The organism is Corynebacterium sp. 32222D000AT (assembly GCF_053546955.1).
Genome location: NZ_JBPPVW010000017.1, coordinates 18,664 through 44,821, shown reverse-complemented (window position 1 = coordinate 44,821; position 26,158 = coordinate 18,664). Strand labels below are relative to the sequence as shown.

The following is a 26,158-nucleotide window of genomic DNA, read 5'->3' as shown; positions in this document are numbered from 1 at the left end:
GGTCCCGGGCGCCGAGCCGCAGCAGTGGTGGGCCGCCCGCGAGGTGGCCAGCAGCCCGGAGCTTAACCCGCGGCCGGCGCTGTCGCCGTCCAAGGTGGAAGCGCTCATGCAGTGCCCGCTGCACGCGGTCCTGTCCAGCCTGGAGGAGGAACCAGACAACCAGATGGCCATGCTGCGCGGCAGCCTGGCGCACGCCTTCCTGGAGGCCATCGGCCGGGGGCTGAGCCCCGCCCTGGCCCACGAGCTGTCGCTGGCCGCCTTTAGCAGCATCCAGAACTCGCCGGCCTGGAAGCGCGCCTCGGAGGCGGAGTCCTTCGCGGAACTGCTGCAGCGCACCCAGAGCTGGGTCGCGGAGGCGAACGTGAACTTCACTGCCGTGGGCACCGAGGTGCCCGTCGACGTGCGGCTGGACAACGGCGTGCGCATCTCCGGGCGCATCGACCGCCTGGACAAGTCCGCCGAAGGCTACCGCGTGGTGGATCTCAAGACGGGCAGCTCCGTACCCTCGGTCCAGGCCGCGGAGGACAACCCCCAGCTGGCGACCTACCAGCTGGCCCTGTCCCAGGGCGAGGTGGTCACCGAGGACGCCAGCGCCCACAACCCCAGCGGGGTCAAGGTCGCCAGCGGCGACGGCCTGCCGCGCGAGGGCGGGGTGCTGTTCTACCCGGCCTCGTCGAACAAGTCGGTGCCGGGGCGCTACCAGAGCGCCTGGGGCGCTGAGGCCCTAGAGGAATTCGCCGCGCAGCTGCCCGACCTGGTGGCCGAGCAGCGCGGGCCGACCGTGACCGCGCGCATTAGCGATAGTTGTACGTTCTGCCGGATTAAGCCCATCTGCCCGGTGCAGCCGGAGGGAAGGATGACCACCGATGTCGAAGGCTAATTACCCCCACTTGAGCCCGGCCGTGCTGGCCGCGTCGCTGGGCAAGAAATTCCCGCCCAGCGCGGAGCAGGCCCAGGTCATCGACAGCCCGCTGGGGCCGAAGTTGGTGGTAGCCGGCGCCGGCGCCGGCAAGACGGAGACCATGGCCTCCCGGGTGGTCTCCCTGGTGGCCAACGGGGTGGTCCGGCCCGAGGAGATCCTGGGGCTGACGTTTACCAAGAAGGCCGCCCTACAGCTGGAAAACCGCATCCGCCGGGCGCTGGTGCAGCTGCGGGAGACCGGCATGTTCCCGCCGGGCTCGCCGGTGGCCGACGCCCTGGAGACCATCGCGCCGAAGGTGGCCACCTACGACTCCTACGCCGGGGACCTGGTCCGCGAGTACGGGCTCTTGGTGCCGGTGGAGCCGGGCGCGCGGATCATCACCGACGCCGAGCGCTTCGCCCTGGCCCACGAGGTGGTCACCAACTACACCGGGCGCCTGTCCAGCACCAGCCAGGTCGGCACCGTCACGGAGCAGCTGGTGAAATTGGTCTCCGCCATGGACAACGTGCTGGCCGACCCGGACGATATCCGCCAGCACGCCCAGGACTTCCGCGCCGAGGTCGACGACCTGCCCAAGGGCCCGCGCACCAAGGGCGAGTATTCCAAGAAGTTGGAAGGCTACCTGGACACCCAGCAGGTTCGCGTGGACTACCTGGAGCTGGTCGAGGCCCTGCAGCAAGCGCAGCGGGAAAAGGCCGTGGTCACCTTCGGCGAGCAGATGGCCGTGGCCGCGAAGCTGGCCGCCGCGCACCCGGCAGTCGGCGCGGCCCAGCGCTCCCGCTTCCGCGTGGTGCTGCTGGACGAATACCAGGACACCTCCCACTCCCAGCGTGTGCTGCTGCGCGCGCTCTTCGGCGGCGAGCCCCATCCGGGCTTGTCCGTGACGGCGGTGGGCGATCCCATGCAGTCCATCTACGGCTGGCGCGGTGCCACCGCGGAAAACCTCGCCGCCTTCGTCACGGACTTCCCGCAAGAAAACGGCGAGCCCGCGGACAAGGACCAGCTGACGATTTCCTGGCGCAACCCGCGCAAGGTGCTGGAGATGGCCAACGCCGTGGCCGACGGGGTCTTCGCCGGCGGCCCGCGGCCGGTGGACCCGCTGCGCGCGCACGATCACGCCGGCGACGGCGAGGTCTCCCTGGGCTTTTTCGCCAACGAGGACGCTGAGATGGAGTTCGTGGCCGAGCACCTGCGCGAGAAATACGTGGCGGCCCAGGAAGCCGAACGCGACTTCAGCGCCGCGGTGCTGGTGCGCACCAACAAGCAGGCCCAACCCGTGGCCCGAGCTCTGGAAGAAGCCGGGGTGCCCTATGAAATCGCCGGCCTGGGCGGGCTGCTCTACGAGCCGGAAGTCCAGGACCTGGTGGCGCTGGCCACCATGCTCATCCGGCCGCAGAACAACACCGCGGCCCTGCGCGTGCTGGCCGGGCCCGCCTGCGGCATCGGCCTGAAGGACATCCAGTCCCTGGGCAAGCGCGCGGCCAACCTGGCCGGCCGCCTGCGCCACCCCGGCGAGGAGGACCCGGCCCAGACCACCGACCAAAGCGCAGACCAGCCAGCAGGCCAGGCGCCGGAGGAGCCGCTGGACCCTGCCGATCCGGAGGCGGTGCTGCGCGCGGAGCTGGACGACATCACAGCCCAGGCCCCGGAGCAGGTGCTGGGCCTGGCGGACGCGGTCGCGGACCTGGGCGAGCGCGAGCGCTACACGCCGGAGGGGCTCGCACGCATCGAGGAGCTGTCCTCCCGGCTGCGCTACCTGCGCACCTATAGCCTTTCCAAGCCGCTGGGCGATCTCTTCGCCGACATCGAGGCGGTGTTCAACCTGCGCACCGAGGTCCTGGCCCGCGGCACGGCGGGCGGGGCCACGCACCTGGACGCCTTCGCCGGCGTGGTGGAATCCCTGCCGGTCGACGGCCTCGGCGCGCTGCTGGACTACCTGGAGCTGGCTAAGGAGCACGAGAACGCGCTGGAGCCGGGCGAGGTCCCGAAGGTCAACAACCGGGTGCAGATCCTGACCGCGCACAAGGCCAAGGGCCTGGAGTGGGAGCACGTCTGCGTGGTGCGCGCGGACAAGAATTCCTACCAGACCCGCGGCGGGACCTTCCTGTCCCAGGCGGCCATCGTGCCCGGCGACGAGGACTATATCGAGGTCGTCGAGCCGGAGCCGAACGCCAAGGGCGAGGTCAAGGAAGCCACCCGCAGCGACTTCGAGAAGGGCTGCGAGGCCTACAAGCAGGAGAAGAAGGAACACCTGGCCCAGGAGGCAGCGCGCCTTTTCTACGTGGCCATGACGCGCAGCGAATCCACGCTGACCGTTACCGGCAGTTACACCGGCAAGCGCGACGAAGGCGTCTACGAGCAGCTGGAGCTGCTGCGGGATAAGTTCCCGGACGCGGTCGTGCACTGGGACGAGGGCTTCGAGGACACCGACGCCGAGCAGGCCCCGGCCGCCGGCTTCCCGGTCCTGCCGCAGCGCCCGGGCGCCAAAGACGGCGCGCGGCGGGTGGCCGCGGCGATGGACCAGCTGCCGGAGCTAAGCGAGGGCGAGGCCTTCGCCCAGTGGGAGGCGGAAGCCAGCGCGCTCATTGAGGAATACCGCGGCCTGCAAGCACCCGTGGTGGAAGTGGCCCTGCCGGGAGAGCTGACCGCCTCGGATCTGGTGGCCCTGCGCGCGGATCCCGTGCAGTTCGCCCGCCGGCAGCGCCGCCCGGTGCCGTTTAAACCGAATTCTTATGCCAAGCGCGGCACCGCCTTCCACGCCTGGCTGGAGGAGCGCTTCGGCGGCCAGGCGCTGCTGAGCGAGGACGAACTGCCCGGCATCGATGAGCCGGTCCCGGCCGCGGACCTGGTCACGCTGAAGGAGAAATTCCTCGACAGCGACTGGGCCAACCGCACCCCGGAGCACGTCGAGGCCCCGTTCGAGGTCACCATCGGTGGTGCGGTGGTGCGCGGGCGCATCGACGCGGTCTTCCGCGAGCCGGACGGCAGCTGGCTGGTGGTGGACTGGAAGACGGGCCGGCCGCCGCAGGGCGCGGACATGCAGGCCGCCCAGATCCAGCTGGCCGTCTACGCCGAGGCCTGGCGCCGGCTGACCGGGGCACACAGCGTGCGTGCGGCCTTCCACTACGTGGCGGATAACTACACGCTGGAACCGCGCCACCTGCCGGACGGGCCGGCCCTGGTGCGGCTGCTCAGCGGGGCGGTGCACCCCGAGTGAGGGCGGGTGGGCCCCGCGGGAGTTCGGTAATATTGCGGCAATCGCACTAGGGTATTGCATTGCGTGGGCAGGTTCCTGCCCGGCCCGCGCCCCTGGTTTGACACACGAAGGAGGCCGTCGAGCTCATGCCGACTCCCGCGCGCCGCTTCAAGCGGCGTATTACCCAGCGGTTCCACCCCGGACACGAGCTGTCCGCGCTGCCAGCGCACGGCCTCATCGACATCATCCGCGTGCCCCGCAAGGATGAGACCAACCCGTGGAAACAGCTGATGCGGCGTATTGTCCTCGCGCTGGTGATCGTGGTCTTTGTGACCCTGGTGGTCTACTTCGACCGGGACGGTTACAGCGAGGAGAACATGTCGCTTCTGGATGCGGCGTATTATTCGGCCGTGTCGCTAACCACCGTGGGTTACGGCGATATCGTGCCGGTCAGCCCGGAGTCCCGCTTCTTAAACCTCGTTCTTATTACCCCGGCCCGCCTGATCTTCCTGGTCTTGTTGGTCGGCGCGACCTTGTCGGTGCTGACTGAAAAGACTCGAAAGACCTACGAAATCCAGCGTTGGAGGAAAAAGTTGCATAACCACACCGTCGTCATCGGCTATGGCACCAAGGGTGCCGGGGCCGTCGCGGCCCTGCTGGCTGACGATGTCCCGGCCTCCCACATCGTGGTCATCGACACCAACCGCGCGGCACTCTCCCACGCGGAGCACCACGGGCTGGTCACCATCTACGGCAACGGCACCCGCCAGGACGTGCTGAAAATCGCGGGCGTGGAACACGCCAAGTCCGTGGTGGTCACCCCGTCCACGGATGATACCGCCGTGCTGTGCACCCTGTCGGTGCGCGAGCTGTCCCCGCACGCCAAGATCGTGGCCTCGGTGCGCGAGTCCGAAAACCGCCACCTGCTGCGCCAGTCCGGCGCGGATTCCGTGGTCACCTCCGCCGAGACCGCCGGCCGCCTGCTGGGGCTGGCCACCGTCACCCCGACGGTCGTGTCCATGATGGAGGACCTGCTCTCCCCGAACGAGGGCTTTTCCGTGGCCGAGCGCCCCGTGCGCGAATACGAGGTCGGCTCCAACCCGCGCCACATCATGGACATCGTTCTGGCCGTGCTGCGCGACAACGAGATCCACCGCGTAGACACCGCCGACGCGAATGCCCTGCGGCCCGGCGACCGGCTGCTCTACATCAAGCACGACACGGAGGAGCCCGCCGAGGTCACGGAGGACAACGACTAGTGCTTATCTACGTCTCCGCGCGCGGGCAGGTCCCCGCCAGCGGCGACGGGCTGCCGGTGGTCATCGATGCCCTGCCGGCGGCCGCGGAGGTTTACGTCACGGTCTCCTATAGCCCGCTGGTCTACGCGCAGCCCGCGCCGTCGGCCGGGGTGGAGACCATCCCCGGGGCGGCGGGCTGGCTGGGCCCGCGCGAGCTGGCCGCCCTGGCCCGCGACCCCCACACCAGCGCCGAGACCCGCCAACTGGTTGCGTGGTCGCTGCGCGCGATTGGTCTGCTGCGCTACCGCCGCGAGTTCCGCTTCCACCCGCGCAGCGGGCAGGAGCTGGAATTCGGCGCCGGCGGCATCGCCGGGCGCGCGCCGGGTCAGGACACGCAGACGGTCTACCCGCGCCTGGATCCGGCGGTCATCGGGATGGTCCACCACCCAGAGAAGGAGGAAATCCTGGTCGCCCGCAACCGGATGCGGCCGGGGTATTTCTCGCTCATCGCGGGCTACGTCGACGTCGGCGAGAGCCTAGAACACGCCTTCGAAAGGGAGGTGTGGGAGGAGACCGGCCGTCGGGTGCATAAGATAACCTATTGGGGATCCCAGCCGTGGCCGGCCAGCGGCTCACTGATGGTGGGCTTTAGTGCCACCGCCGCGCACCCGGACCCGGACCCGGCGGCTGCGACCGACGGGGAGCTGGCCGAAATCCGCTGGGTCGGGCGGGACCAGTTGCTGTCGTTGCCGCTGGCCGCGCCAGGTTCTATTGCACACACGATGATGATGGAGTGGTACGCCCGTGGCACCAGACGCTAAGTTCAGTCTCGACCTCAGCCAGCTGGACGAGGACCAGCGGGTCGCGGCCACGGCCCCGCGCGGGCCGGTGTGCATCCTCGCCGGCGCCGGCACCGGCAAGACCCGCACCATCACCTACCGCATCGCGCACCTGGTGGAACAGGGCTTCGTCAGCCCGCAGCGCGTGCTGGCGGTGTCCTTTACCACCAAGGCCGCCGGGGAGATGCGCGACCGGCTTGAGTCCATGGGTATCGGCGGCGTGCAGGCGCGTACTTTCCACTCCGCGGCCCGCCGGCAGCTGAAATACTTCTGGCCGCAGGTGGCCGGGGACCTGCCCTGGGCCATGGTGGACAAGCAGTTCTCCCTGGTTGGCCGCGCCGTCAACCGGGTGGGCGTGGAAAACACCAAGGAGACTGTGGGGGATCTCAAAGAAGAGATCAAGTGGGCCAAGTCCTGCCTTCTCACCCCGGGCACGTACGCCGAACACATCGCCAAGCTGGGCCGCAAGGCCCCGGTGAGCCCGGACAAGGTCGCGGCGGTCTACCAGGCCTACGAGGACTTAAAGACCCGCCCGGACGGCGTCCTGCTGGACTTCGAGGACCTGCTGCTGCACGTGGCCGGGGCGCTGGAAAACGTCCCGGCGGTGGCGGAGGAGTTCCGCTCGCAGTACCGCAGCTTCGTGGTGGACGAGTACCAGGACGTCACCCCGCTGCAGCAGCGCGTGCTGGACGCCTGGCTGGGCGAGCGCGACGATCTCACGGTGGTCGGCGACGCCAACCAGACCATTTACTCCTTTACCGGCGCGAGCCCGGACAACCTGCTGAACTTCTCGCGCAAGTACCCGAACGCTACGGTGGTCAAGCTGCAGCGCGACTACCGCTCGACGCCGCAGGTTACCGACCTGGCCAACCGGGTCATCGGCCAGGCCAGCGGGCGGGCCGCCGGCACCCGCCTGGAGCTACAGGGCATGCGCGAGCCCGGCCCGGAGCCGCAGTTCCAGGACTACGAGTCCGAGGAGACCGAGGCCCAGGAGGTCGCCGGCAAGATCTTGAGCCTGCTCAACGACGGCGTGCCCGCCAAGGAGATCGCGGTGCTCTACCGCATCAACTCCCAGTCGGAGCCCTTCGAGCAGGCGCTGGCGGATGCCGGGGTGGTCTACCAGGTCCGCGGCGGGGAGGGCTTTTTCAACCGCGCTGAGATCCGCGAGGGCGTGCGCGAGCTGGTGCGCGCGACCCGCCGCGACGACCTGCCGGCCGACCCAGTGGCGGTGGCCCGGGCGGCCTTCGCGCCGCTGGGGCTTTCCGAGCGCGAGCCGGATGGCGCCCAGGCTCGCGAGCGCTGGCAGTCCCTAAGCGCCCTGGTGGATCTCATCCGGCAGCTGGTGGACAACCGGCCGGGCATCGACCTGCCCGGGGTGGTCGCCCAGCTGCAGGAGCGCGCCCGCAACAAGCAGAACCCGGTCATGGAGGGCGTTACCCTGGCCACCTTCCACGCCGCCAAGGGCCTGGAGTGGGACGCGGTCTTCCTGGTGGGCTTGAGCGAAAAACTGTTGCCGCTCAACCACGCCATCAAGTCCGGCAATGCCGAGGACATCGAGGAAGAACGCCGCGTGTTCTACGTCGGGATCACCCGCGCCCGCGAGCACCTGCTGTGTTCCTGGGCGCGTGCGAAGACCACCGGCGCTCGCGCCAGCCGGGAGCGCACCCGCTTTTTGGATGGGATCGTCCAGAACCAGGTCGCTGACGCGCCGTCGCGGCGTTCGCGGCGCCGCTCGTCCTGCCGCGTGTGCGGGCGGCCGCTGGCCACCCCGGCGGAGAAGTCGCTGGGCCGCCACGAGTTCTGCGCCTCCGACGTCGACGAGGAGCTCTTTGCCCGCCTGCGGGCCTGGCGCAAGGACGTCGCGGCCGAGGCCCAGGTGCCGGCGTACGTGATTTTCTCCGACGCCACGCTGCTGGCCATCGCGGAGCAACTACCCACCGACGAGGCCGCCCTGCTCAGCGTGTCCGGCGTGGGGCCGAGCAAGATGGAAAAATTCGGCGCGGAAATCTTGAGCCTGGTCTCTAGCCACGTGGCCGGCTAAGTAGCACGCTCGCGAGCAAAGCAATGCTCGCGAGCTAAACACCACACCCTAGAAGCAGGCGGGGCAGTGCGGGTGCGGCTCGAGGATGCGGTGCGTGGTCTGCCCGTAGACGTCCACGTCGATAAGTGAACCGGGCATGGCCCGGGCGGCGGGAACCCCCGGCGGGGTAGGGGTGCCGGTGACCGCACCGACTGCCACCAGCGTGTGGGCGGTAATCGCGTGGTAGACCGCGAAGTCGTGGACCTTCGTGTGCTGCCCGTACTGGGCGATGACGGTGGGCCAGGATGGGTCCATGTCGCTGCGCACCAGGTCGAAGCACAGCGGGCAAGGTCCTTCGCCGCGGTAGTGCAGCGGCCCGATGATCCCGCGCGAGTCGATGGCGCTGACCGGCAGCCAGGTAAAGGCCTTGGCGCGGTACCGGGCCAGCAGGGGTGCCCAGTAGAGGGCCTCGGCCAGCTCGTCGACGAGCACGATGGGGGTGTGCGGGGCGGTGTGCGCCAGGTAGGAGCTCATCGTCTCCCGGTCGAAGGGGTTGCGCACCCGGCACCCGTGCGCGCGCAGCGTCTCCGTGACCAGCCCCGCCAGCCGCGTGCGGCCGAGCACCACCACCGCCGGGCCGAGCCCCTGGGCGCGCACGATGCCGTATTTGAGCAGGTCGTCCAGCAGGCTGCGGGAGGCACTCGGCGCCAGGCCGGCCAGGTCCTCCCAGTCGGCGCGCGTGAAGGGATCCGGGAGGTGAGCCAGCGCCCGCGCCAGGCGCATGGGCTGGCCGGTGCCAATCAGGCCGGCGCGGGTGGCATCCAGCCCGAACTGCAGCGTGCCCGCATCCCGCGCATAAAACCCCACCCCGGGCGCGAAGCGGAAGCTCTCGCCCGCACCGGCCGGCGGGTCTGGGGCCTCCGGCTCGGCGAAAAAGGCCGCGCCCTCATCGGGCATGGCGTTAGTCGTGTCTTCGTTATCCACCTGTGGTTTGTCCCCCTCGCCGCGACGGCGTCTATTCACCCCTTTGCGTAGCGCCTGTGGCGGCATGGGCCTTTGAGCGCGTGTCCCCATTGGAACACAGCTAGGATGGGCTGTCATGTCGAGACCACAGCAGCCGGGGGAGTCAGCCGCCACCATGCCGGTGCGGGTTATCCGCTCGGCCCGGCGCAAGCGCACCGTCGAGGCCCGCGTGGTGGACGGCGTCCTCCAAGTCCGGATCCCGGCCTGGATGTCGCAGGCCCAGGAGGACAAGGCCGTGGCCGATATGCGCCGGCAGCTGGCCAAGAAGGAAGCCTCCCCGCACGCCAGCGACGAAAAGCTGGCCGAGCGCGCCGAGTACCTCAACCAGACCTACCTGTACGGCCAGGCCCAGGTGGGTTCTATCCGCTGGGTGACCAACCAGAACACCCGCTGGGGCAGCTGCACCCTGACCACGGGCGCCATTCGGATCTCCCACCGGCTGCAGCGGGTGCCCGAATACGTGCTGGACTCGGTCATCATCCACGAGCTGGTGCACACCTTCATCCCCAACCACGGGGAAGCGTTCTGGATGTGGGCCAACAAAGCCCCACACGCCGAGCGCGCGCAAGGCTATTTGGAGGCCTATCAGCGCTTCGGCGGCGGGGCTAGCGAAATAAACGAAAGCTAGGAGCCACCGCGGGGCAGGCCTAGCGGCCTACACCGGCTTAGTTGTCCTTCGGGGAGTCGTCCTCGCCCTTGCTGTCGTCACCATCGTTGCTGGCGTCGTTGCCACCGCCCGTGGTGTCGTCCTCGGCGGAGTCCCCGTCGGCGGATTTGTCGGCGTCGGTCTTGTCGGCGTCGTCTTCGCCCTTGGTGTCCTCGTTGCGCAGCATCTCTTCCAGCTTGGCGAACTCGGCGTCGAAGTCGTCGCTCGGCGCGTCGTCCAGCAGGGCGTCGATGAAGGAGGCCGGGTTGTCCAGCTGCTCGGCGGTGGGCAGCAGGTCGGGGTGCTCCCAGGCGCCGTCGCGCTTGGTCACGCCCACGGCCACGGTGGAGCGGCGCCACAGCTCGGCGGCCTCCCGGACCTTCGGGGCGGCCAGCTCGATGCCGACCACGCGGGAAAACGCCTTCTCGGCGGAGCCGCCGGAGGTGCGCCGGCGGGCCCAGGCCTCGTTCATCGCCGAGGTCGACGGGATGCGGTCCTGCATGGCCTCGGTGACGACGTGCTCGACCCAGCCCTCGACCAGGGCCAGCAGGGTCTCCAAGCGGGAGACGGCCGCGGCGTTGCGCGAGGAAATGCGCGGGGAGAGATCCATGCCCTGCAGCTTGCTCATCGCGTCCTGGATGGCCTGCGGATCGCCGGACTCCAGGTTGAGCTCGCGGGTGGCCTCCTCGATGTGGGAGGTGTCAATGACCAGGCCCAGGGCGTATTCCTCCACGGAGGAGACCAGGCGCTCGACCAGCCACGGCACGTGGGTAAACAGGCGCTGGCGGGCGGCCTCCCGCGCGGCGATATAGACCATGACCTCCTGGGCCGGGATGTCCAGGTCGCGGGCGATGTGCTGGATGTTGTGCGGCAGCATGGCGGTCACCCCGGACGGGGCGACGGGCAGGCCGAGATCGGAGCCGGTCAGCGCCTGCTGGGCCAGGTCGCCCAGCGCGCGGCCGAGCTGCATGCCGAAGTTCATGCCCGACATCTGGTTCATCATCTGCGACAGCGGGCCCATCATCTCCCGGGCCTGCTCCGGCATGGACTCTAATTGCGCCTCGTTCATGTGCTCGGCCACGGGAGTGACCATGCGCTTCCACATCGGCAGGGTGTTTTCTAACCACTCGGTGGAATTCCACGCCGCCACGGTGGAGCTCGCAGTCGGCAGGTCCGTGGAATCATCCAGCCACAGCTCGGCCAGGCGCAGGGACTGCTCGACGGCCTGGGTGTCCTTGTCACCGACGGGCTTGTCGCTGGAAATCTGCTGGCGGGCGATGCGCTCAGCCATGGCGTAATTAACCGGGCCGGAGTTTTCCGGCGAGTTCATAGACGAGCCCATGCCGGACAGCATCTGCCCGAACTGGTTGAGCATATCGCCTAATCCGCCGCCCCCGGCTCCGCTAAATCCGAAGGCGCCAAACGGGTTCTGGTCGCGGCGATCGCTGTTATCGTCGTCGTCATCATTATTGGGGAAAGAAAAGCCGAATCCGTTAGTCATAGTCCCCAATCTACCGTCCGCGCTAAGGCTGCCACCATGCCAACTTAAACGCTGATAGCGAACACGGTAGGCTGTGTGGCCATGACCTCTTCATCCTCGCGCCGCCGGCGCACGCTCGTGTGGGGCGCAATCCCAGTGGTCCTGCTCGGCGCCGCGGTCAGTGTCACCGAAATCCCCGGAACCGATATCAACCTCGCGGTGCCTTATGCTGCCGAGGGCCCCGGGCCGACCGTGAACACGCTGGACGAGGTCGACGGCAAGCCCGTCGTCGAGGTCGACGCCCCGAACACCGATGATCCGGCCGGTCACCTGAACATGACCACCGTCTCGGTGCGCACGCAGATGAGCCTGATGCAAATGCTGGGCCGCTGGCTGACCAGCGACGACACCATCGTGCCCATCGAGACGGTCATCCCGAAGAACATGTCGCCGGAGCAGATGGAAGAGGCCAACAAGCAGGCGTTTACCGACTCCGAGTCCGCCGCCACCATCGCGGCCATGGACTATCTGGACAAGCCGGTGGAAATCGTCGTCGCGGATCTCACCGAGGACTCTGTGGCCCAGGGCGCCCTGGAGCGCGAGGACGTGATCAAGGCGCTGGACGGGGAAGCGGTCGGCGAGCCGCAGGAGCTGCAAAAGCGCATCCAGTCCCACGCGCCGGGCGACGAGGTCACCCTGACCGTCGAGCGCGACGGCAAGGAACGCGAGGAAAAGGTAACGCTGGCTGCCTCGCCCCACGACGAGGACGTGCCCCTGCTGGGCATCCTGATGACCACCCAGCCAGCCGAGGACATCAAGGTCAACTACAACCTGCAGGACATCGGCGGCCCGTCGGCCGGCATGATGTTCAGCCTCGCCGTCATCGATAAGCTCTCGCCCGGGGATCTGACCGGCGGGCACTTCGTGGCCGGCACGGGCACCATCGGCCCGGACGCGAAGGTCGGGCCCATCGGCGGGATCGTGCACAAGGTGGATGCCGCCGAAGAGGCCGGCGCCGAGCTTTTCCTGGCGCCGTCGGGCAACTGCGCGGAGGCCACCAGCCGCGACCACGGCGACATGGTCATCGCCAGCGTCGACACGCTAGATGATGCCATCGCGGCCATGGACGACTTCGACGCCGGCCGCGACGTAAAAACCTGCCCGGCGCAGTAGCGCCGGGCAGGCAGGGCAAAGGCCGCGGGTGCTGCCGCGGCGGGGGCGGTTTAGAGGACGCCCATCTCCGCGAGGAGCTCCTCGGGCTCTTCCACGTCGGAGGGGGCCAGCTGCTTCATGACCAGGCCCTTGTCGTTGTCCACGACGGACAGGATGGTGTCGGTGCCCAGGGTGGACCAGCCGACCAGGATATCGCCCTCGTCCTTGACCACGTGCCCGTTGCGCAGGCCGGTCAGCACCTGGGTGGCCTGGGCGGCCTGGGAGGAGGACTTGTAGAACTGGATGGAGCCGATCTCGGCGCCGGTGCAGTTGTAGGAGTCGCGCATGCCCACATCGTCGCAGCTGTCGAACTGGGCGAACAGGGAGCGCGGCGCCAGGCTGGAGAAGATCTCGTAGACGTGCGCGACGGACTCCTCGAGCTTTTCGTCGCCGGTGGCCTGCGAGGACTTGGCGGCCGAACTATCGGCCGGCTCAGACTCGTCGGCCGCGGACTCCGAGGCGGATTCCGCGGAGCTGGTGGCCGGAGCCTGAGACTCGGTGGACTCCTGGGCCTCGGAGGTTTCGGTCTCCGGGGCCTTGTCCGTTTCGCTGGCGGCCGGGGCGGGATCCGGTTGGGGCTCCTCTTCGGATTGGCCACAGGCGGCCAGGCTCAGCGCGCACAGTCCGGTAGCGGCGGCCAGGCTCACCCGGCGGAAACGGTTGGCAAGACGCACGGGATCAATCTCCTCAAAGAACATCGCGATAGGGGACCAAGCGGGGCCGGGTAAAGCACAGCCCCGTTGCTTACAGCTTAAACTACCTCATCCGGGTCCTGCTCCAAGCCATAGCGCAGGGCCGCGAGCACCCCCGGCGCCACGTCGGGGCCGCCGCGCAGCTGGATGTCGTCTTGGGCGAAGGGGCCGGCGGCTTCCAGCTCTTCCTCGGTGGGGCGCAGCTGCAGCAGGGTCAGCTCCACGCCCTCCTCGCGCAGTACGCCGGAATACAGCCGCGCCGGGCGGGCCGGGGCGCCTTCCCCCGCGGCGGCGTCGCGGAACTTGATCTCCTGGGCCAGGACCACGCCTGCCACGTCGTGCGGCCACGCCAGCCGGGAGACGTAGTCGGCCAGTTCCTCGGAATCTGGCTCCAAGTTTTCGGGAAGGTTATCTTGCACGATGAGCGTCAGCGGGGCGTCGTCGTGAGCGCCCAAATCGTCGAGCTGCGCGGCCACTAAATCCGTGGGCACGAGGGCAAAAAGGGTAGGGGCGGCGTCCCACCCTTCGGCGTGGACAAACTCGACGGCCTCCCGCATGGCTTTGTTAAGAGCTGGCTGGGAATTGCTGGGGGAACTCATGAACATCCTTATTCGTTGTCACTTTAGTGCTTGCTTAAACTGGAAGCCTATAACTTTCTATATTCGCACGATAATTGATTGGAGCTGGCGTTGGTTTCAAACCTATCCCAACCCGCTGCCCCTATGAAGCGCCCGCCGCGCGTGCTGGGCTGGATCGTGGGCATCATTGCGATCCTGGTCATCGTGGGCCCGATTTTCGTCGGGCTCTACACGGACTGGAAGTGGTTCGGCGCGATTGACTACCGCGGCGTCTTCACCACGGCCGTCGTCGCCCGCGTCGTCCTCTTCCTCGTCGCGGCGATCTTCTCCGGCCTGGTGGTGGCCCTGGCAGCCCACTTCGTCTGGCGGGGCAGGCCCGACAGCCTGGACGCGGACATGGGGGACCTGAATTCCCCGGTCTACCAGTACCGGCAGTCGATCGAAAAGACCATGAACACGGTCCTGAAGTTCCTGCCCATCCTGATCGGTCTGGCCGCGGGCTTTATCCTCCAGGGCTCCTGGCGGATCGTGCTGTTGTTCTTCAACGGCAACGACTTCGGCGTGCAGGATCCCCAGTTCCACCACGACCTGGGCTTCTACGCCTTCACCCTGCCGGTGGTCCGCCTGGTGGTCAGCTCGCTGAGCGTGCTCGCCGTGGTGGCCTTCCTGATCGCCCTCATCGGCCACTACGTGCTGGGCGGCATCCGCTTCGGCAACCAGGCCGCAGGCGTGAAGGGCCAGGTCTCCAAGCCGGCCCGCGTCCAGCTGGCCGTGACCGCCGGCATCTGGATGCTGCTGCAGGTCGCCGGCTACTGGCTGGACCGCTACGACCTGCTGACCAATACCAACGAGCTGTTTACCGGTGCCTCCTACACCGATATCAACGCCTACCTGCCGGCGAAGATCATCCTCATGGTCATCGGCGTCTTCGTCGCCATCGCCTTCTTCGCGGCCGTGGTGATCAAGGACCTGCGCATCCCCGGCCTGGTCGTGGTGCTGATGCTGGTGTCCTCCCTGGTCATTGGCAACGGCTGGCCGCTGCTGATGGAGCAGTTCTCCGTCCAGCCGAACCGGCAGATGAAGGAAGCCGAATCCATCGAGCGCAACATCGCGTCCACGCGCTTTGCCTACGGGATTACGGATGATGACGTTGACTACGTTGAAAACTGGGGCGCCGAGGAAGTCCCGGACGCCAAGGTCGCCAAGGACGAGGAGACCATCAACAACCTGCGTCTGCTGGATCCGGACATCCTGAGTGAGACCTTCACCCAGATGCAGCAGCTGAAGAACTTCTACGGCTTCCCGGAGACCCTGGCCATGGACCGCTACGAGGTCGACGGGCAGCTGCGCGACTTCGTGGTCGCCGCCCGTGAGCTGGACCCGAACGCCCTGCAGGAAAACCAGCAGGACTGGCTGAACCGCCACACGGTCTACACCCACGGCAACGGCTTCATCGCGGCCGAGGCTAACAAGGTCGATGAGGTCGCCCGCGACGCCGGCTCCTCCCGCGGTGGTTTCCCGGTCTTCACGGTCTCCGAGCTGGATACTCAGGAGGCTGAGGAGGACCGCGAGGGCGAGGTCCGCGACGCCGAGGAAGAGCTGGGTATTAACGTCCAGCAGCCGCGCGTCTACTACGGCCCGGTCATCGCTTCCGCGGACGACGGCCTAGACTACGCCATCGTCGGCCAGACCGGCGATCGCCCGGTCGAGTACGACACGGACTCCAGCACCTTTACCTACGACGGCCAGGGCGGCGTCGACATTGGCAACATCGTCGACCGCACCATCTACGCGGCGAAGTACCGCGAGCTGAACTTCCTGCTGTCCGACCGCGTGGGCTCCGAGTCGAAGATCCTCTACGACCGTGACCCGCGCGAGCGCGTGGAAAAGGTCGCGCCGTGGCTGACCACGGACTCCTCGACCTACCCGGCCGTTATCGACGGCAAGATCAAGTGGATTGTCGACGGCTACACCACGCTGGAGGCCCTGCCGTACTCGCAGCGCACCACCCTGTCGGAGACCACCCAGGACGCGCTGAACCCGGACGGGACCACCCAGCGCCTCATCAACGACCAGGTGGGTTACATCCGTAACTCGGTCAAGGCCGTGGTGGATGCCTACGACGGCACCGTGGACCTCTACGAGTTCGACACCGAGGACCCAGTCCTGAAGGCCTGGGAGGGTGTTTTCCCGGACGTCGTGAAGCCGGAATCGGAGATCTCCGACGAGCTGCGCGAGCACTTCCGCTACCCGGAGGACATGTTCAAGGTCCAGCGCGACATGCTGGCCCGCTACCACGTCGATGACCCGGGCGTGTTCTTCAACAACGACGCCTTCTGGTCCGTGCCGGAAGACCCGTCCGCGGCCGAGGGCGCCCAGGCCAAGGATCAGCCGCCGTACTACGTGATGGCCCGCGATCCGCAGTCGGAGGAAGCCAGCTTCCAATTGACCACCACCTACCGTGGTCTGCGCCGCCAGTTCCTCTCGGCGCACATGACGGCGACCTCCGACCCGCAGAACTACGGCAAGATCACCGTGCGCGTGCTGCCGACGGACACGCAGACCCAGGGTCCGAAGCAGGCCCAGGACGCGATGATGTCCTCTGACCAGGTCGCCCGCGACCGTTCCCTGTGGGAGGGCACCAACGAGCTGGAGAACGGCAACCTGCTGGCCCTGCCGGTCGGCGGGGGAGAGATCCTCTACCTGGAGCCGATCTACTCCAAGCGCGCCGACCAGGAATCCGCGTTCCCGAAGCTGCTGCGCGTGCTGATTTCCTACAAGGGCCGCGTGGGCTACGCCCCGACGATTAGTGAGGCCCTGGAACAGGTCGGCATCGACCCGGAGGCCGCCCAGGACATCGAGGAAGTCGGCGGCCGCGGCGGCTCGGGCGACAAGCCGGACGCGGATAGCTCCGGCGACGACAAGGGCCAGGAGGCTTCCACCTCCGACCCGGCCAGCGCCCCGGCGGATAGCGCTGCTGGCGATGCCATCTCCGGCATCAACGACGCCCTCAAGGGTATCGAGGACGCCCGCGGCGGCTCCCACGAAGAGTACGGCCGCGCCCTCGACAAGCTGGACGAGGCCGTCAAGCGCTACCAGGACGCCGAGAACCAGTAACTAGGTTCGACGCGACCGCGCTCACCAGGTCCCCGCACCCCGGACGATATGCCGGGTGCGCTGGGGATTTGGGTGGGCGCATTACTGTCTGTATAGTTACAGGAGTCGCCGACACAGAGGGGACACAATAAAAACCCACTGTGGCAAGCGCAGATGTTAGAAGTCATCTCGACGCGGGGTGGAGCAGCTCGGTAGCTCGCTGGGCTCATAACCCAGAGGTCGTAGGTTCGAATCCTGCCCCCGCTACCAACTTCTTAGTCCCTCCAGCTCCGGCTGGGGGGACTTAATTGATCTCAAGGGGCACCGCGGGAAAGCAGATTTGTTCTGTTTTAGACAAAATAATCCGCAGTTGTGTAGAGCCCATTGAGCAACCAAGAAATCTCCCAGGCTTGACGCAACCGAAATACGTGGTATGAATACCTTTTATCCCACTGACGGACGGATAGAAGCTCCAGATTGGTTCAGGTCATCGATCCCCAATTTTGACGACATTGCCGGTCGATGAATGCTGGATTTCTGCATCTGTAGAGTAAGGATTGAAAGCTCTATGTGGATACGTTGTGGACGAGAAGGTCCAAGCCTCCCACGCCGGCTTCAACGCCGTCGTGGACCAGCTGTGCCCGGGCGTATCCGAGCTGGAGTTCTCCCTGCTGAACGCGGCTATCCTGCGCGCAGCCGAGCAGGCAGATGACCCCGGCGTCCAGGAGGAGGCGCTAGCCGCCCTGCAAGCGATGGCGACCGCGCTGGTGCGCTAAACCCGGGGCGGGCAGGGTAGTCCGCTGGGGGTAGGGAAACCCCAAATCACATTGCAATCGTTTGCGTGGATATTCCGCCCAGTTATAGCGTAAGTAGGTGGCGCGTATAAAAAATTCGCGCAGCACGTGCACATAGGCGCGTGCTCCCTGAAGGCTAGGCCTTAAAGGCCAAGGTGAGGTACATGTCGGACTCGGCTACTGGCAATCACCCGGTATACGCGCTCGTCGCCGGTGACTACCGCGCGGAGATCGCCGGAGTAGGCGGCGGCATCAAGGCGCTGACCTACTGCGGCCGCGACCTGGTGGAAACCTACCCGGACGGCGCAGACGCGCCCGCCGCGTGCGGGGTGGTGCTAGCACCCTGGCCGAACCGCACCGAAGATGGCCGGTTTGGCTGGGCGGGCCAGCAGTACCAGCTGCCCATTACCGAGCCGGAGCGCAACAACGCCATCCACGGCTTCGTGCACGAGCGCCTCTGGGAATGCGTGTGGGGCGAGGACGGGGACGCGGACGAGGATGCGGCGGTCCAGCTGCGCACGGACATCGGTCCGCGGCCCGGCTGGCCGTGGCAGATTCGGCTGACCGCGACCTACCGGCTGGGCGCGGACGGTCTTGCTGCCGAATACCGGGCGGAGACCGACGGTTGCCCCGCGCCTTTCGCACTGGGCGTACACACCTACCTTTCGGCCGGCGGTGACGCTCTTGATGACTGCCGACTCCAGCTGGCGGTTGAAGACAACCTCCCGCTGGGCAGCCGCAATTTGCCCTGCGGGCAGCTGCGGCCGGCCGAGGAGGTACTCCCCGGCATCGCTAGCGGCGTGCCGCTGGCCGCCGCGGGCGCGCCGGGTACCTGCCGGGATGATTCCGGGAAGGTGTGGCTCGACCACTGTTTCCGCGGCGCGCACCCGGTAGCGCGCCTGACCCGCCCCGACGGCCACGGCGTCCAGCTCGACCCGGGGTCGGGGAGCCAGCCCGGCATGCGCTGGGCCCAGGTCTATACGGCGCCTGACTTCCCGGATTACCGCACCGGTGGCGACCCCAGCGGACCGCCGCGCCGGGCGCTGGCGGTAGAACCCATGAGCGCACCGCCGAACGCGCTGGCCAGCGGGTGCGATATCACCACGCTGCGACCGGGCGCCCCGGCGAGCTTCGCGCTGCGTATCAGCGCTTTTTAACAGACAGAAAGGCAACACTATGGATAGTGTGCAGCAAGCACTACGGCTCGACGCCTCGTGGGTCGACTACCTCTTGGTGGCCGTCTACTTCGCGTTCGTGCTGGGCATCGGCTGGGCCGCCAAGGCCCGTGTGTCCTCCTCAATCGACTTCTTCCTCTCCGGGCGCGGCCTGCCCGCGTGGGTGACCGGCCTCGCGTTCGTCTCCGCGAACCTGGGCGCGGTGGAAATCATCGGCATGTCCGCCAACGGCGTGGAATACGGCTTCCAGACCATGCACTACTTCTGGATTGGCGCGGTCCCGGCGATGATCTTCCTGGGCATCGTCATGATGCCCTTCTACTACGGCTCCAAGGTCCGCTCCGTGCCGGAGTTCATGCGCAAGCGCTTCGGCAGCGGCGCGCACCTGGTCAACGCCATCTCCTTCGCGCTCGCGCAGCTGCTCATCGCCGGCGTGAACCTCTTCCTGCTGGCCACCATCGTGGAGGCCCTGCTGGGCTGGCCGCAGTGGGTGGCCCTGGTGATCGCCGGCATCATCGTGCTGTCGTATATCTCCCTGGGCGGGCTGTCCGCCGCGATCTACAACGAGGTCCTGCAGTTCTTCGTCATCGTCGCCACCCTGGCGCCGCTGACCATCATCGGCCTGAACCGCGTGGGCGGCTGGCAGGGCCTCAAGGACGCCGTGGCGCAGGAATCCCACTTCCACACCTGGCCGGGCACGGACATCTCCGGCTTCGACTCGCCGTTCTGGTCCGTGGTCGGCATCGTGCTGGGCCTGGGCTTCGTGCTCTCGTTCGGCTACTGGACCACCAACTTCGTCGAGGTCCAGCGCGCCATGGCCTCCGATTCCATCTCCGCCGCCCGCAAGACGCCGATTATCGGCGCCTTCCCGAAGATGTTCATCCCCTTCCTGGTGGTCATCCCCGGCATGGTCGCCTCCGTGCTGGTCGCCGACCTGGTGGAAGGCACCGCCGAGCCGAACGACGCCATCCTGCTGCTCATGCGCGACCTGCTGCCCAACGGCCTGCTGGGCGTGGCTATCGCCGGCCTGCTGGCCTCGTTCATGGCGGGCATGGCCGCGAATATCTCCGCGTTCAACACCGTCATCTCCTACGACATCTGGCAGACCTACGTGGTCAAGGACCGCTCGGACGATTACTACCTGCGGTTCGGCCGCTGGGCCACCGTGGGCGCGACCATCATCGCGATGTTCACCGCGCTGCTGGCGCGCAACTTCGGCAACATCATGGACTACCTGCAAACACTCTTCGGCTTCTTCAACGCGCCGCTGTTTGCCACGTTCATCCTGGGCATGTTCTGGAAGCGGATGACCCCGCACGCCGGCTGGTCCGGCCTGACCGCCGGTACGCTGGCGGCCATCGGCTACTGGTACGCCGCCAACTTCACCGACGCGACCGCCACGCTGTTCAACCTGCCCGGCCAGGGCACCGCCTTCGTCGCCGCCGGTATCGCCTTTGCCACCGATATCATTGTCTCCGTGGTGGTCACCCTGTTTACCACCCCGAAGCCGGACCACGAGCTGGTCGGCTTCGTCAGCTCCGTCACGCCCAAGGGCCACTTCGAGGACTACACGGAGGCGTCCCTGCCGTGGTACCAGCGCACCGTGCCGCTGGGGATCATCTGCCTGGTCCTCGTCATCGTCCTCAACGTCATCTTCGCCTAGAAAGGGAAGGGGAGTAACTCATCATGACTTCTTCACCCGTGAGCCAGAAACCTGACTCCACCTCGCCGACCGGCGCCTTCGACCTGCGCAACGTGATCGCGGCCCTGCTCGGAATCTACGGCGTGGTGCTCATCGGCTGCTACTTCTTCCTCGACCCGGGCATCGATCCGGAAACCGGGGCGCTCAAGGCCGCCACGGACAACCTGTGGACCGGGCTCGCGCTGCTTGCCACCGCCGTGGTCTTTGCCGCCTGGGCGAAGCTGCGGCCTATCGTGGTAAGCGACGCAGCCGCGGCGGAATCCGCCGTGGAAGCAGAACCTCACCCGAAGCACTAGATACTGATCCCGGCGGGGCGATAGCCTCCCGTCGGCGGCAGCATTTTATTTAGGAAACGTCAGGAGAACGACGCATGTCCGAAGCACATGTTTCAGTCACGCAAGCCCAGCTGGCAGACGGCCGGGACATCTTCTATTTCGATGACCGCCCGCACGCCGCGGGCGAGCGCGTGTTGACCGACCCGCGCGACTTACCGCAGGTGCAGCCGACCTCAGAGATGCGCCGGGACCCGTTGACCGGGGACTGGGTCGCCTTCGCCGCCCACCGCATGAGCCGCACGTTCATGCCGCCGGCCAACGAGAACCCGCTGGCGCCGTCGAGCCCGGGCGGACTGCCCACGGAGGTCCCGTCGCCGACCTACGACGTCGTGGTCTTTGAAAACCGCTTCCCGTCCTTCTCCCTGGCGGCGGAGGCCGGCCCGGATTTTGAGTACGACGTGGACGCGATGGGCCTGGTCCCGCGCCGGCCGGCCCACGCGCGCTGCGAGGTGGTCTGCTTCACCGAGGACGCGCACACCTCCTTCAAGGACCTGCCGGTTGGCCGCATCCGCACCGTCATCGAGGCCTGGGCCCACCGGACGGAGGCGCTGGCCGCCATCGAGGGGGTCCAGCAGGTCTTCCCGTTCGAAAACCGCGGGGAGGAAATCGGCGTGACCCTCCAGCACCCGCACGGGCAGATCTATTCCTACCCGTTCCTCTCGCCCCGGCTGAAGGCGATGGTCGACCGCTCGCGGGAGTACCGAAATGAAACCGGCGGGGATCTCTTCGCCGACGTGCTAGAGCGCGAGCGCGCCGCCGGCACCCGGATCATCGCGGAGACCGAGCACTTCACCGCCTTCGTCCCGGCCGCGGCCAAGTGGCCGGTCGAGGCGATGGTCATGCCCAACACCCCGGCCCGGGACTTCCGGGATTTGGGCGACGCCCAGCGCGACGACCTAGCCGCGTTGCTCAAGAAGCTGTATACCGCGGTGGATGAGTTCTTCGAGGGCGTCGAGCGGACCCCGTACATCGCCGGCTGGAACCTGGCGCCGGTCGACCCGGCCGCCTGCGGCACCGTGCGTATGCACCTGCAACTGTTCTCGCTCATGCGCTCGCCGAACCGCATGAAGTTTTTGGCGGGCTCCGAATCCGCGCAGGGCGTGTGGATCAACGACACCACGCCGGAGGCCATCGCCGCCCGCTTCCAGGAGGTCTGGCCGCGTGACTAAGCTCAACTGGCTGCCGCGCCGCAGCGACGCCGCGCTGGCCGATGATGCCCAGGCCCTCTTCGCCGCGGAGTTTTCCGCCCCGCCGGCCGGGGTGTGGGCCGCGCCGGGCCGGGTCAACCTCATCGGCGAGCATATCGACTACGCCGGCGGGGCCTCCATCCCGTTCGCGCTGGAGCACAACACCGCCGTGGCGGTGGCGCCCCGGACCGACGGGCAGCTGCGCATGGTCTCCGCGCAGCCGGGGAAGGACGAACCGGCGCGGTGTGCGATCCCGCTGGCGCAGGTCGGCCCCGGCAACCCGGCGAGCTGGGCCGGCTATATCGCCGGCACCGTCTGGGCGGGGCTGGAATCCGGCGCGATTGCCGAGTGCGCGGGCCTGGACATCGCGGTCGTCTCCGACGTCCCGGTGGGCTCGGGCCTGTCCAGCTCCGCGGCGCTGGAGTGTTCCGTGGCCGTGGCGGCCTACGAGCTGGCCGCTGGCCGCCAGCCCGATGACGCGGCACGCAAGGAGCTGGCACAGGCCTGCATCCGCGCCGAAAACGAGGTGGTGGGTGCGTCCACCGGCGGGCTGGACCAGAACGCGAGCCTGCTGTGCACCCGCGGCAAGGCCCTGGTTCTGGACTTTTCCACCGGCGCGGTGGAGCGCGTGCCCTTCGACATCACGGCGCGCGACCTGGTGCTGCTTATCGCGGACACGAACGCCCCGCACACCTTGAGCGACGGGCAGTACGCCTCCCGCCGCGGGCTCATCGATGACGTGCAGCGTGCGCTCGCGCCCGGTGAGAACGGAACGATCCGTGACATCCAGGCGGCCACGGGCGATGCTGTGGCCGCCGCCCGCGCCTGGGCCGCCGGCAACGAGGCTGGGACCAGCGCCGACCCGGATCTCGTGGCGCGCCGCGTGGCGCACGTGGTCGACGAAACGCAGCGCGCCCTGGAAGCCGCCCGCGCCCTGCAGGACGGTGACTTCGACACCTTCCGGGTGCTCATGCGTGATTCCCACGTGAGCCTGCGCGATCAGTACGAGGTCACCACCAAGGAGCTCGACCAGGCCTTTAGCGCGGCCGGCGAGGTAGGCGCGCGCATGACCGGCGGCGGCTTCGGCGGCGCGGTAATCGCGCTCATCCCGCGCGACGAGGTGGACGCGACCGCCCACGCCATCGCCGCGGCGGCTGCCGATGCCGGCTTCCCGGAGCCGTCCTTCCTGCTGGCCGAGCCCGGCGCCGGTGCCCGCCGCCTGCGCTAGGCGCCAGTAAGCGCCGGGCTAGTCCCGCGCCTGGGCGAGCCAGAGGCCGATGCCGGCGATGGCGTAGCGCGTGCCGGTATCCAGGGTTGGCTGGAGCGCCGGGTTGAACGCCGGGGAGTGGTTGGCGGGGGCTCCTTCCGTATCCGGGAAACCACCCCAGCCCCAGTAGCAGTAGGGCACGGACAGCGCGTGCGGGATGATGGGGAAGTCCTCCGAGCCGGTCAACGGCGCCATGTTGCCGTAGACGGCATCTGCGCCGAAGATCTCGGTGAAAGAGTCCACCACCCGCGCGGTGGTGGCCTCGTCGTTGTGCACGGGCGGGACCGCGTCCAGCAGCTCGAACTCGGGCTCGCGCGGCGACTGCGCGGCCAGGCACTCGGCGCGGATTATTCGCTTGAGGGCCGCGACTATCTGTTCGGTGGCCTCCGGCGACATCGCGCGGGTGTTGATGCCCAGCTGGGCCGAGTCGGCGATGGAATTCGACGACGCGCCGGCGTGGACCGAGCCGACGGTTAAGATCCCCATTTGCTGCGGATCGAATTCGCGGGCGATGACGGTCTGCAGCCGCGTGATGATATTGGCGGCCAGCACCACCGCGTCGGTGCTCAGGTGCGGCTGGGAGCCGTGCCCGCCGCGGCCGTAGACGGTGATTTTCCAGTTGGTGGCCTCGGCCATGAGCGCGCCGGGGCGGGTGGTCATCGCGTAGTCCGGCGCGAACGGGCCGACGTGCTGGGCCAGGGCCACGTCCGGTTGCGGGATCTTTTCTGCCAGCCCGTCGTCGACCATCTTCTGCGCGCCGCCGCCGGCCTCCTCGCCGGGCTGGAACAAGGCGATGAGCGTGCCCGACCAGGCCGCGGGGTGTTCGGCATAGGCGCGGGTAGCCCCCAGCAGGCAGGCGGTGTGGAAGTCGTGCCCGCAGGCGTGCATGAGCCCGCGCTCCTTGGCGACCGCGTACTCGAGGCCGGAGTCCTCCGCGATGGGTAGGGCGTCCATGTCAGCCCGGAACAGCACCGTCGGGCCGTCGCCGTTGCGCAGGATACCCACCCGGCCGGTGCCGGCGAGGCTTAAAACCTCGCAGCCGTAGGCGCGCAGCTGTTCTTCGACCCGCGCGGTCGTGTGCTCTTCCTGCATGGACAGCTCCGGGTGCTGGTGGAACCAGGTGTAGAGCTCCTCGCGCTCAGCGCGGGTGGCGTCCATGGCGGCAAAGAGGACCTGCAGGTTCTCCTGTACAGTTCCGCTAGTTGTCATGGCGACCATGATAAAGGTTTTCGCGTCGACCGCGCCGCCCTCCTGCCGCCGGGGTACAAGTCCTCCGCGGGGAGGAGGACAGCGGGTGGGGCATCGGATAGTGTGTGCGCTATGAACAGGCCGGAAGATTATCGGGAAGACAGTCAGTGGGTCCCGCCGAAGGACCCCCGCCGTGCTGGGCAGGGGCCACAGGTGGCCCGGCCGGCGGCGGGCCAGCCGGAAAAGCCCAAGTCGCGCCGGGGCGTGGCCGGGTGGGTCGTGCTGGTAGGCGTCGGGCTGCTCATCGTGGCCGGCCCGCCGCTTCTCCACACCTTTGTGCCGGGGTGGGGGATCCTGGTCTTCCTGTTGGCCGTGGCCCTGGTCGGCGGGGCAGTCGATGCCCGGGTTTTTCGGTTTACCTATTCCTTTCCCATCCTGGTCGGGGCGGCGTACTTCCTGGCGATGAAGATGTACTTCAACCCCGGGACCTGGATTTACCTGCCGGTCATAGTCATCCTGGCCATTGTCGGCGCCGCGATCGCCGACAAGGAGGGCGCCATGACTGCCTGGGAGGGGGAGGAATAGGTGGAAACCTGGACGCTAGAGCACCCCACCCACGGGCGGATCACCGTCGAATGCGGCTTCGACGCGGAGTTTATCGAGCGCTACCCGGACTGGCCCGCCGAGCGGGACGATGAGACCGGTGAGGTGGCGAACGGCACTTCGCTGCCCGTTGACGCCGGGGCCATGGAGAGGCTACAGACTTTCGTGGACAACCCGCCGGTGCGCATGCAGCTCACCGTGGGTGGGGAGGTGCGCCGGCGCGTGCGCGGTGTGCGAAGCGGTAAGATCCCGCTGAGCAAGAAGCTGGGCTGGGACTCCGAGCCCGCGGGAAACCTGGCGGCCATGGACGGGAAACCGTGCGTGAAGATTTCCGCCAATTTCTTTGACGAGCTCAATGCCGTGGAGTTCCGCGAGGGCAAGCAGGTTGTCGAATTCACCCCGCCGCCGGGCAGCCGCGGGGAGAAGCGGGCCCGTGAGATGGAGGAAAGCTCCTTCAAGCGGGTGCTTTATCCCATGCTGGGCGGGCTGGGCAAGAGCGGCTGGGCCATCGCGGTCATCGTTTTGGGCCCGCTGGTCAGCCGGCTCATCGGCTGGCTGCTCGACCTGCTGCCGGACTGGGAGCTTCCCGACTGGCAGCTGCCGGCGATTGCCCTGCCGGTGCCGGACCTACCCGACATCACCCTGCCGGTGCCCACGTGGCCGGACTGGGATATCCCCTTCCCGGATTTGACCATCCCGGCCTGGCTGGCTTTTCTGTTGGACTACGCGAAGGTGTGGGTGCCGCTGGTTATCGCCGTGGTCCTGGGCTTTATGGCCGTGCGCAATCACCGCAAGTCGGAAGCGGAAAAGCGCCGCTGGGATTCCACCGAGGATGAAACCCCGTCACCCTCCGTTAGGGGTGGCTAGGTAACGCGCCCGGAGGGGCCAGCAGGGGAAAGTCGAGGTCGCGAATTGGAAACTATAACGGCTTGGAAACAGTGTGGGAAAGGGGATGTTTATAACTA

General features: G+C 67.7%; 21 protein-coding genes and 1 tRNA gene. 17 read left to right on the top strand and 5 right to left on the bottom strand.

Features of this window, described 5'->3' with window-relative positions:
* The 5 genes from ACEE23_RS09675 to ACEE23_RS09655 all read left to right on the top strand — a co-directional run.
* The coding region (locus ACEE23_RS09675; protein WP_448873585.1) for a RecB family exonuclease at positions 1-880 on the top strand (880 nt) is incomplete at its 5' end.
* The gene (locus ACEE23_RS09670; protein WP_368520195.1) at positions 867-4,139 is read left to right on the top strand and encodes an ATP-dependent helicase; all 3,273 of its coding nucleotides are present in this window, start codon (positions 867-869) and stop codon (positions 4,137-4,139) included. The genes ACEE23_RS09675 and ACEE23_RS09670, both read left to right, overlap by 14 nt.
* A gap of 125 nt (positions 4,140-4,264) precedes the next feature.
* The gene (locus tag ACEE23_RS09665) at positions 4,265-5,377 is read left to right on the top strand and encodes a potassium channel family protein (protein WP_368520196.1); all 1,113 of its coding nucleotides are present in this window, start codon (positions 4,265-4,267) and stop codon (positions 5,375-5,377) included.
* Positions 5,377-6,177 (top strand): NAD(+) diphosphatase, encoded by an 801-nt coding sequence (locus tag ACEE23_RS09660; protein WP_368521487.1) that lies wholly within the window; start codon positions 5,377-5,379, stop codon positions 6,175-6,177. Before ACEE23_RS09665 ends, ACEE23_RS09660 begins: the two co-directional genes overlap by 1 nt.
* Entirely contained in the window at positions 6,161-8,236 is a 2,076-nt protein-coding gene (locus tag ACEE23_RS09655) for an ATP-dependent helicase (RefSeq protein WP_448872237.1), read from the top strand. Before ACEE23_RS09660 ends, ACEE23_RS09655 begins: the two co-directional genes overlap by 17 nt.
* A 48-nt stretch (positions 8,237-8,284) precedes the next feature.
* Here the strand turns inward: ACEE23_RS09655 and ACEE23_RS09650 are convergent, their stop codons facing one another.
* The gene (locus ACEE23_RS09650; RefSeq protein WP_448872235.1) at positions 8,285-9,199 is read right to left on the bottom strand and encodes a hypothetical protein; all 915 of its coding nucleotides are present in this window, start codon (positions 9,197-9,199) and stop codon (positions 8,285-8,287) included.
* A 115-nt stretch (positions 9,200-9,314) separates the two neighbouring features.
* Between ACEE23_RS09650 and ACEE23_RS09645 the strand changes: the two genes are divergently transcribed.
* A complete protein-coding gene (locus ACEE23_RS09645; protein WP_368521490.1) occupies positions 9,315-9,866 on the top strand; it encodes a M48 metallopeptidase family protein in 552 nt (183 codons plus the stop codon).
* Between the two features lie 37 nt (positions 9,867-9,903).
* Here the strand turns inward: ACEE23_RS09645 and ACEE23_RS09640 are convergent, their stop codons facing one another.
* The gene (locus ACEE23_RS09640; protein WP_368521491.1) at positions 9,904-11,385 is read right to left on the bottom strand and encodes a zinc-dependent metalloprotease; all 1,482 of its coding nucleotides are present in this window, start codon (positions 11,383-11,385) and stop codon (positions 9,904-9,906) included.
* Between the two features lie 81 nt (positions 11,386-11,466).
* Here ACEE23_RS09640 and ACEE23_RS09635 point away from each other — a divergent pair, with 81 nt between their 5' ends.
* Positions 11,467-12,537: a YlbL family protein gene (locus tag ACEE23_RS09635; protein ID WP_368521492.1), complete on the top strand. Its 1,071-nt coding sequence runs from the start codon at positions 11,467-11,469 to the stop codon at positions 12,535-12,537.
* A gap of 50 nt (positions 12,538-12,587) precedes the next feature.
* Here the strand turns inward: ACEE23_RS09635 and ACEE23_RS09630 are convergent, their stop codons facing one another.
* The gene (locus ACEE23_RS09630) at positions 12,588-13,250 is read right to left on the bottom strand and encodes a beta-N-acetylglucosaminidase (protein ID WP_368521493.1); all 663 of its coding nucleotides are present in this window, start codon (positions 13,248-13,250) and stop codon (positions 12,588-12,590) included.
* A 77-nt stretch (positions 13,251-13,327) separates the two neighbouring features.
* A complete protein-coding gene (locus ACEE23_RS09625; RefSeq protein WP_448872232.1) occupies positions 13,328-13,867 on the bottom strand; it encodes a PPA1309 family protein in 540 nt (179 codons plus the stop codon).
* A gap of 123 nt (positions 13,868-13,990) precedes the next feature.
* On the opposite strand from ACEE23_RS09625, the gene ACEE23_RS09620 reads away from it, so the two are divergent.
* The 8 genes from ACEE23_RS09620 to galK all read left to right on the top strand — a co-directional run bounded on the left by ACEE23_RS09620 (position 13,991) and on the right by galK (position 23,363).
* The gene (locus tag ACEE23_RS09620) at positions 13,991-16,963 is read left to right on the top strand and encodes a UPF0182 family protein (protein WP_448872230.1); all 2,973 of its coding nucleotides are present in this window, start codon (positions 13,991-13,993) and stop codon (positions 16,961-16,963) included.
* A gap of 172 nt (positions 16,964-17,135) precedes the next feature.
* Positions 17,136-17,212: transfer RNA gene (locus tag ACEE23_RS09615), tRNA-Met, on the top strand.
* 311 nt (positions 17,213-17,523) lie between these two features.
* Positions 17,524-17,718, top strand: coding sequence for a hypothetical protein (locus ACEE23_RS09610; RefSeq protein WP_368534486.1), 195 nt, complete (start codon positions 17,524-17,526; stop codon positions 17,716-17,718).
* Between the two features lie 182 nt (positions 17,719-17,900).
* A complete protein-coding gene (locus tag ACEE23_RS09605; RefSeq protein WP_448872228.1) occupies positions 17,901-18,893 on the top strand; it encodes an aldose epimerase family protein in 993 nt (330 codons plus the stop codon).
* Between the two features lie 28 nt (positions 18,894-18,921).
* Positions 18,922-20,574, top strand: a complete 1,653-nt coding sequence (locus ACEE23_RS09600; protein ID WP_448872242.1) for a sodium:solute symporter family protein — start codon at positions 18,922-18,924, stop codon at positions 20,572-20,574.
* Between the two features lie 23 nt (positions 20,575-20,597).
* Complete coding sequence (locus ACEE23_RS09595) at positions 20,598-20,909, top strand: hypothetical protein (RefSeq protein ID WP_448872226.1); 312 nt, start codon at positions 20,598-20,600, stop codon at positions 20,907-20,909.
* Between the two features lie 74 nt (positions 20,910-20,983).
* The gene (gene galT / locus ACEE23_RS09590; protein WP_448872224.1) at positions 20,984-22,117 is read left to right on the top strand and encodes a galactose-1-phosphate uridylyltransferase; all 1,134 of its coding nucleotides are present in this window, start codon (positions 20,984-20,986) and stop codon (positions 22,115-22,117) included.
* Positions 22,110-23,363 carry a galactokinase gene (gene galK / locus ACEE23_RS09585; RefSeq protein ID WP_448872222.1) on the top strand — a complete coding sequence of 418 codons (1,254 nt, stop codon included), beginning with the start codon at positions 22,110-22,112 and terminating at the stop codon, positions 23,361-23,363. Before galT ends, galK begins: the two co-directional genes overlap by 8 nt.
* Before the next feature lie 18 nt (positions 23,364-23,381).
* Here galK and ACEE23_RS09580 read toward each other — a convergent pair whose 3' ends face one another.
* Positions 23,382-24,611, bottom strand: coding sequence for an amidohydrolase (locus tag ACEE23_RS09580; protein ID WP_448872220.1), 1,230 nt, complete (start codon positions 24,609-24,611; stop codon positions 23,382-23,384).
* Between the two features lie 111 nt (positions 24,612-24,722).
* Between ACEE23_RS09580 and ACEE23_RS09575 the strand changes: the two genes are divergently transcribed.
* Together ACEE23_RS09575 and ACEE23_RS09570 are read left to right on the top strand one after the other, a co-directional pair.
* The gene (locus ACEE23_RS09575; RefSeq protein WP_448872218.1) at positions 24,723-25,175 is read left to right on the top strand and encodes a hypothetical protein; all 453 of its coding nucleotides are present in this window, start codon (positions 24,723-24,725) and stop codon (positions 25,173-25,175) included.
* A complete protein-coding gene (locus ACEE23_RS09570) occupies positions 25,176-26,060 on the top strand; it encodes a hypothetical protein (RefSeq protein ID WP_448872216.1) in 885 nt (294 codons plus the stop codon).
* Positions 26,061-26,158 lie beyond the last annotated feature (98 nt).

Excerpts from the sequence above, each read along its gene's own strand:
- ACEE23_RS09670 (WP_368520195.1), top strand. The coding sequence starts at position 867 with ATGTCGAAGGCTAATTACCCCCACTTGAGCCCGGCCGTGCTGGCCGCG.
- ACEE23_RS09665 (WP_368520196.1), top strand. The coding sequence starts at position 4,265 with ATGCCGACTCCCGCGCGCCGCTTCAAGCGGCGTATTACCCAGCGGTTC.
- ACEE23_RS09645 (WP_368521490.1), top strand. The coding sequence starts at position 9,315 with ATGTCGAGACCACAGCAGCCGGGGGAGTCAGCCGCCACCATGCCGGTG.
- ACEE23_RS09640 (WP_368521491.1), bottom strand. The coding sequence starts at position 11,385 with ATGACTAACGGATTCGGCTTTTCTTTCCCCAATAATGATGACGACGAC.
- ACEE23_RS09635 (WP_368521492.1), top strand. The coding sequence starts at position 11,467 with ATGACCTCTTCATCCTCGCGCCGCCGGCGCACGCTCGTGTGGGGCGCA.
- ACEE23_RS09625 (WP_448872232.1), bottom strand. The coding sequence starts at position 13,867 with ATGAGTTCCCCCAGCAATTCCCAGCCAGCTCTTAACAAAGCCATGCGG.
- ACEE23_RS09620 (WP_448872230.1), top strand. The coding sequence starts at position 13,991 with ATGAAGCGCCCGCCGCGCGTGCTGGGCTGGATCGTGGGCATCATTGCG.
- ACEE23_RS09605 (WP_448872228.1), top strand. The coding sequence starts at position 17,901 with ATGTCGGACTCGGCTACTGGCAATCACCCGGTATACGCGCTCGTCGCC.
- ACEE23_RS09595 (WP_448872226.1), top strand. The coding sequence starts at position 20,598 with ATGACTTCTTCACCCGTGAGCCAGAAACCTGACTCCACCTCGCCGACC.
- galT (WP_448872224.1), top strand. The coding sequence starts at position 20,984 with ATGTCCGAAGCACATGTTTCAGTCACGCAAGCCCAGCTGGCAGACGGC.
- ACEE23_RS09580 (WP_448872220.1), bottom strand. The coding sequence starts at position 24,611 with ATGACAACTAGCGGAACTGTACAGGAGAACCTGCAGGTCCTCTTTGCC.
- ACEE23_RS09575 (WP_448872218.1), top strand. The coding sequence starts at position 24,723 with ATGAACAGGCCGGAAGATTATCGGGAAGACAGTCAGTGGGTCCCGCCG.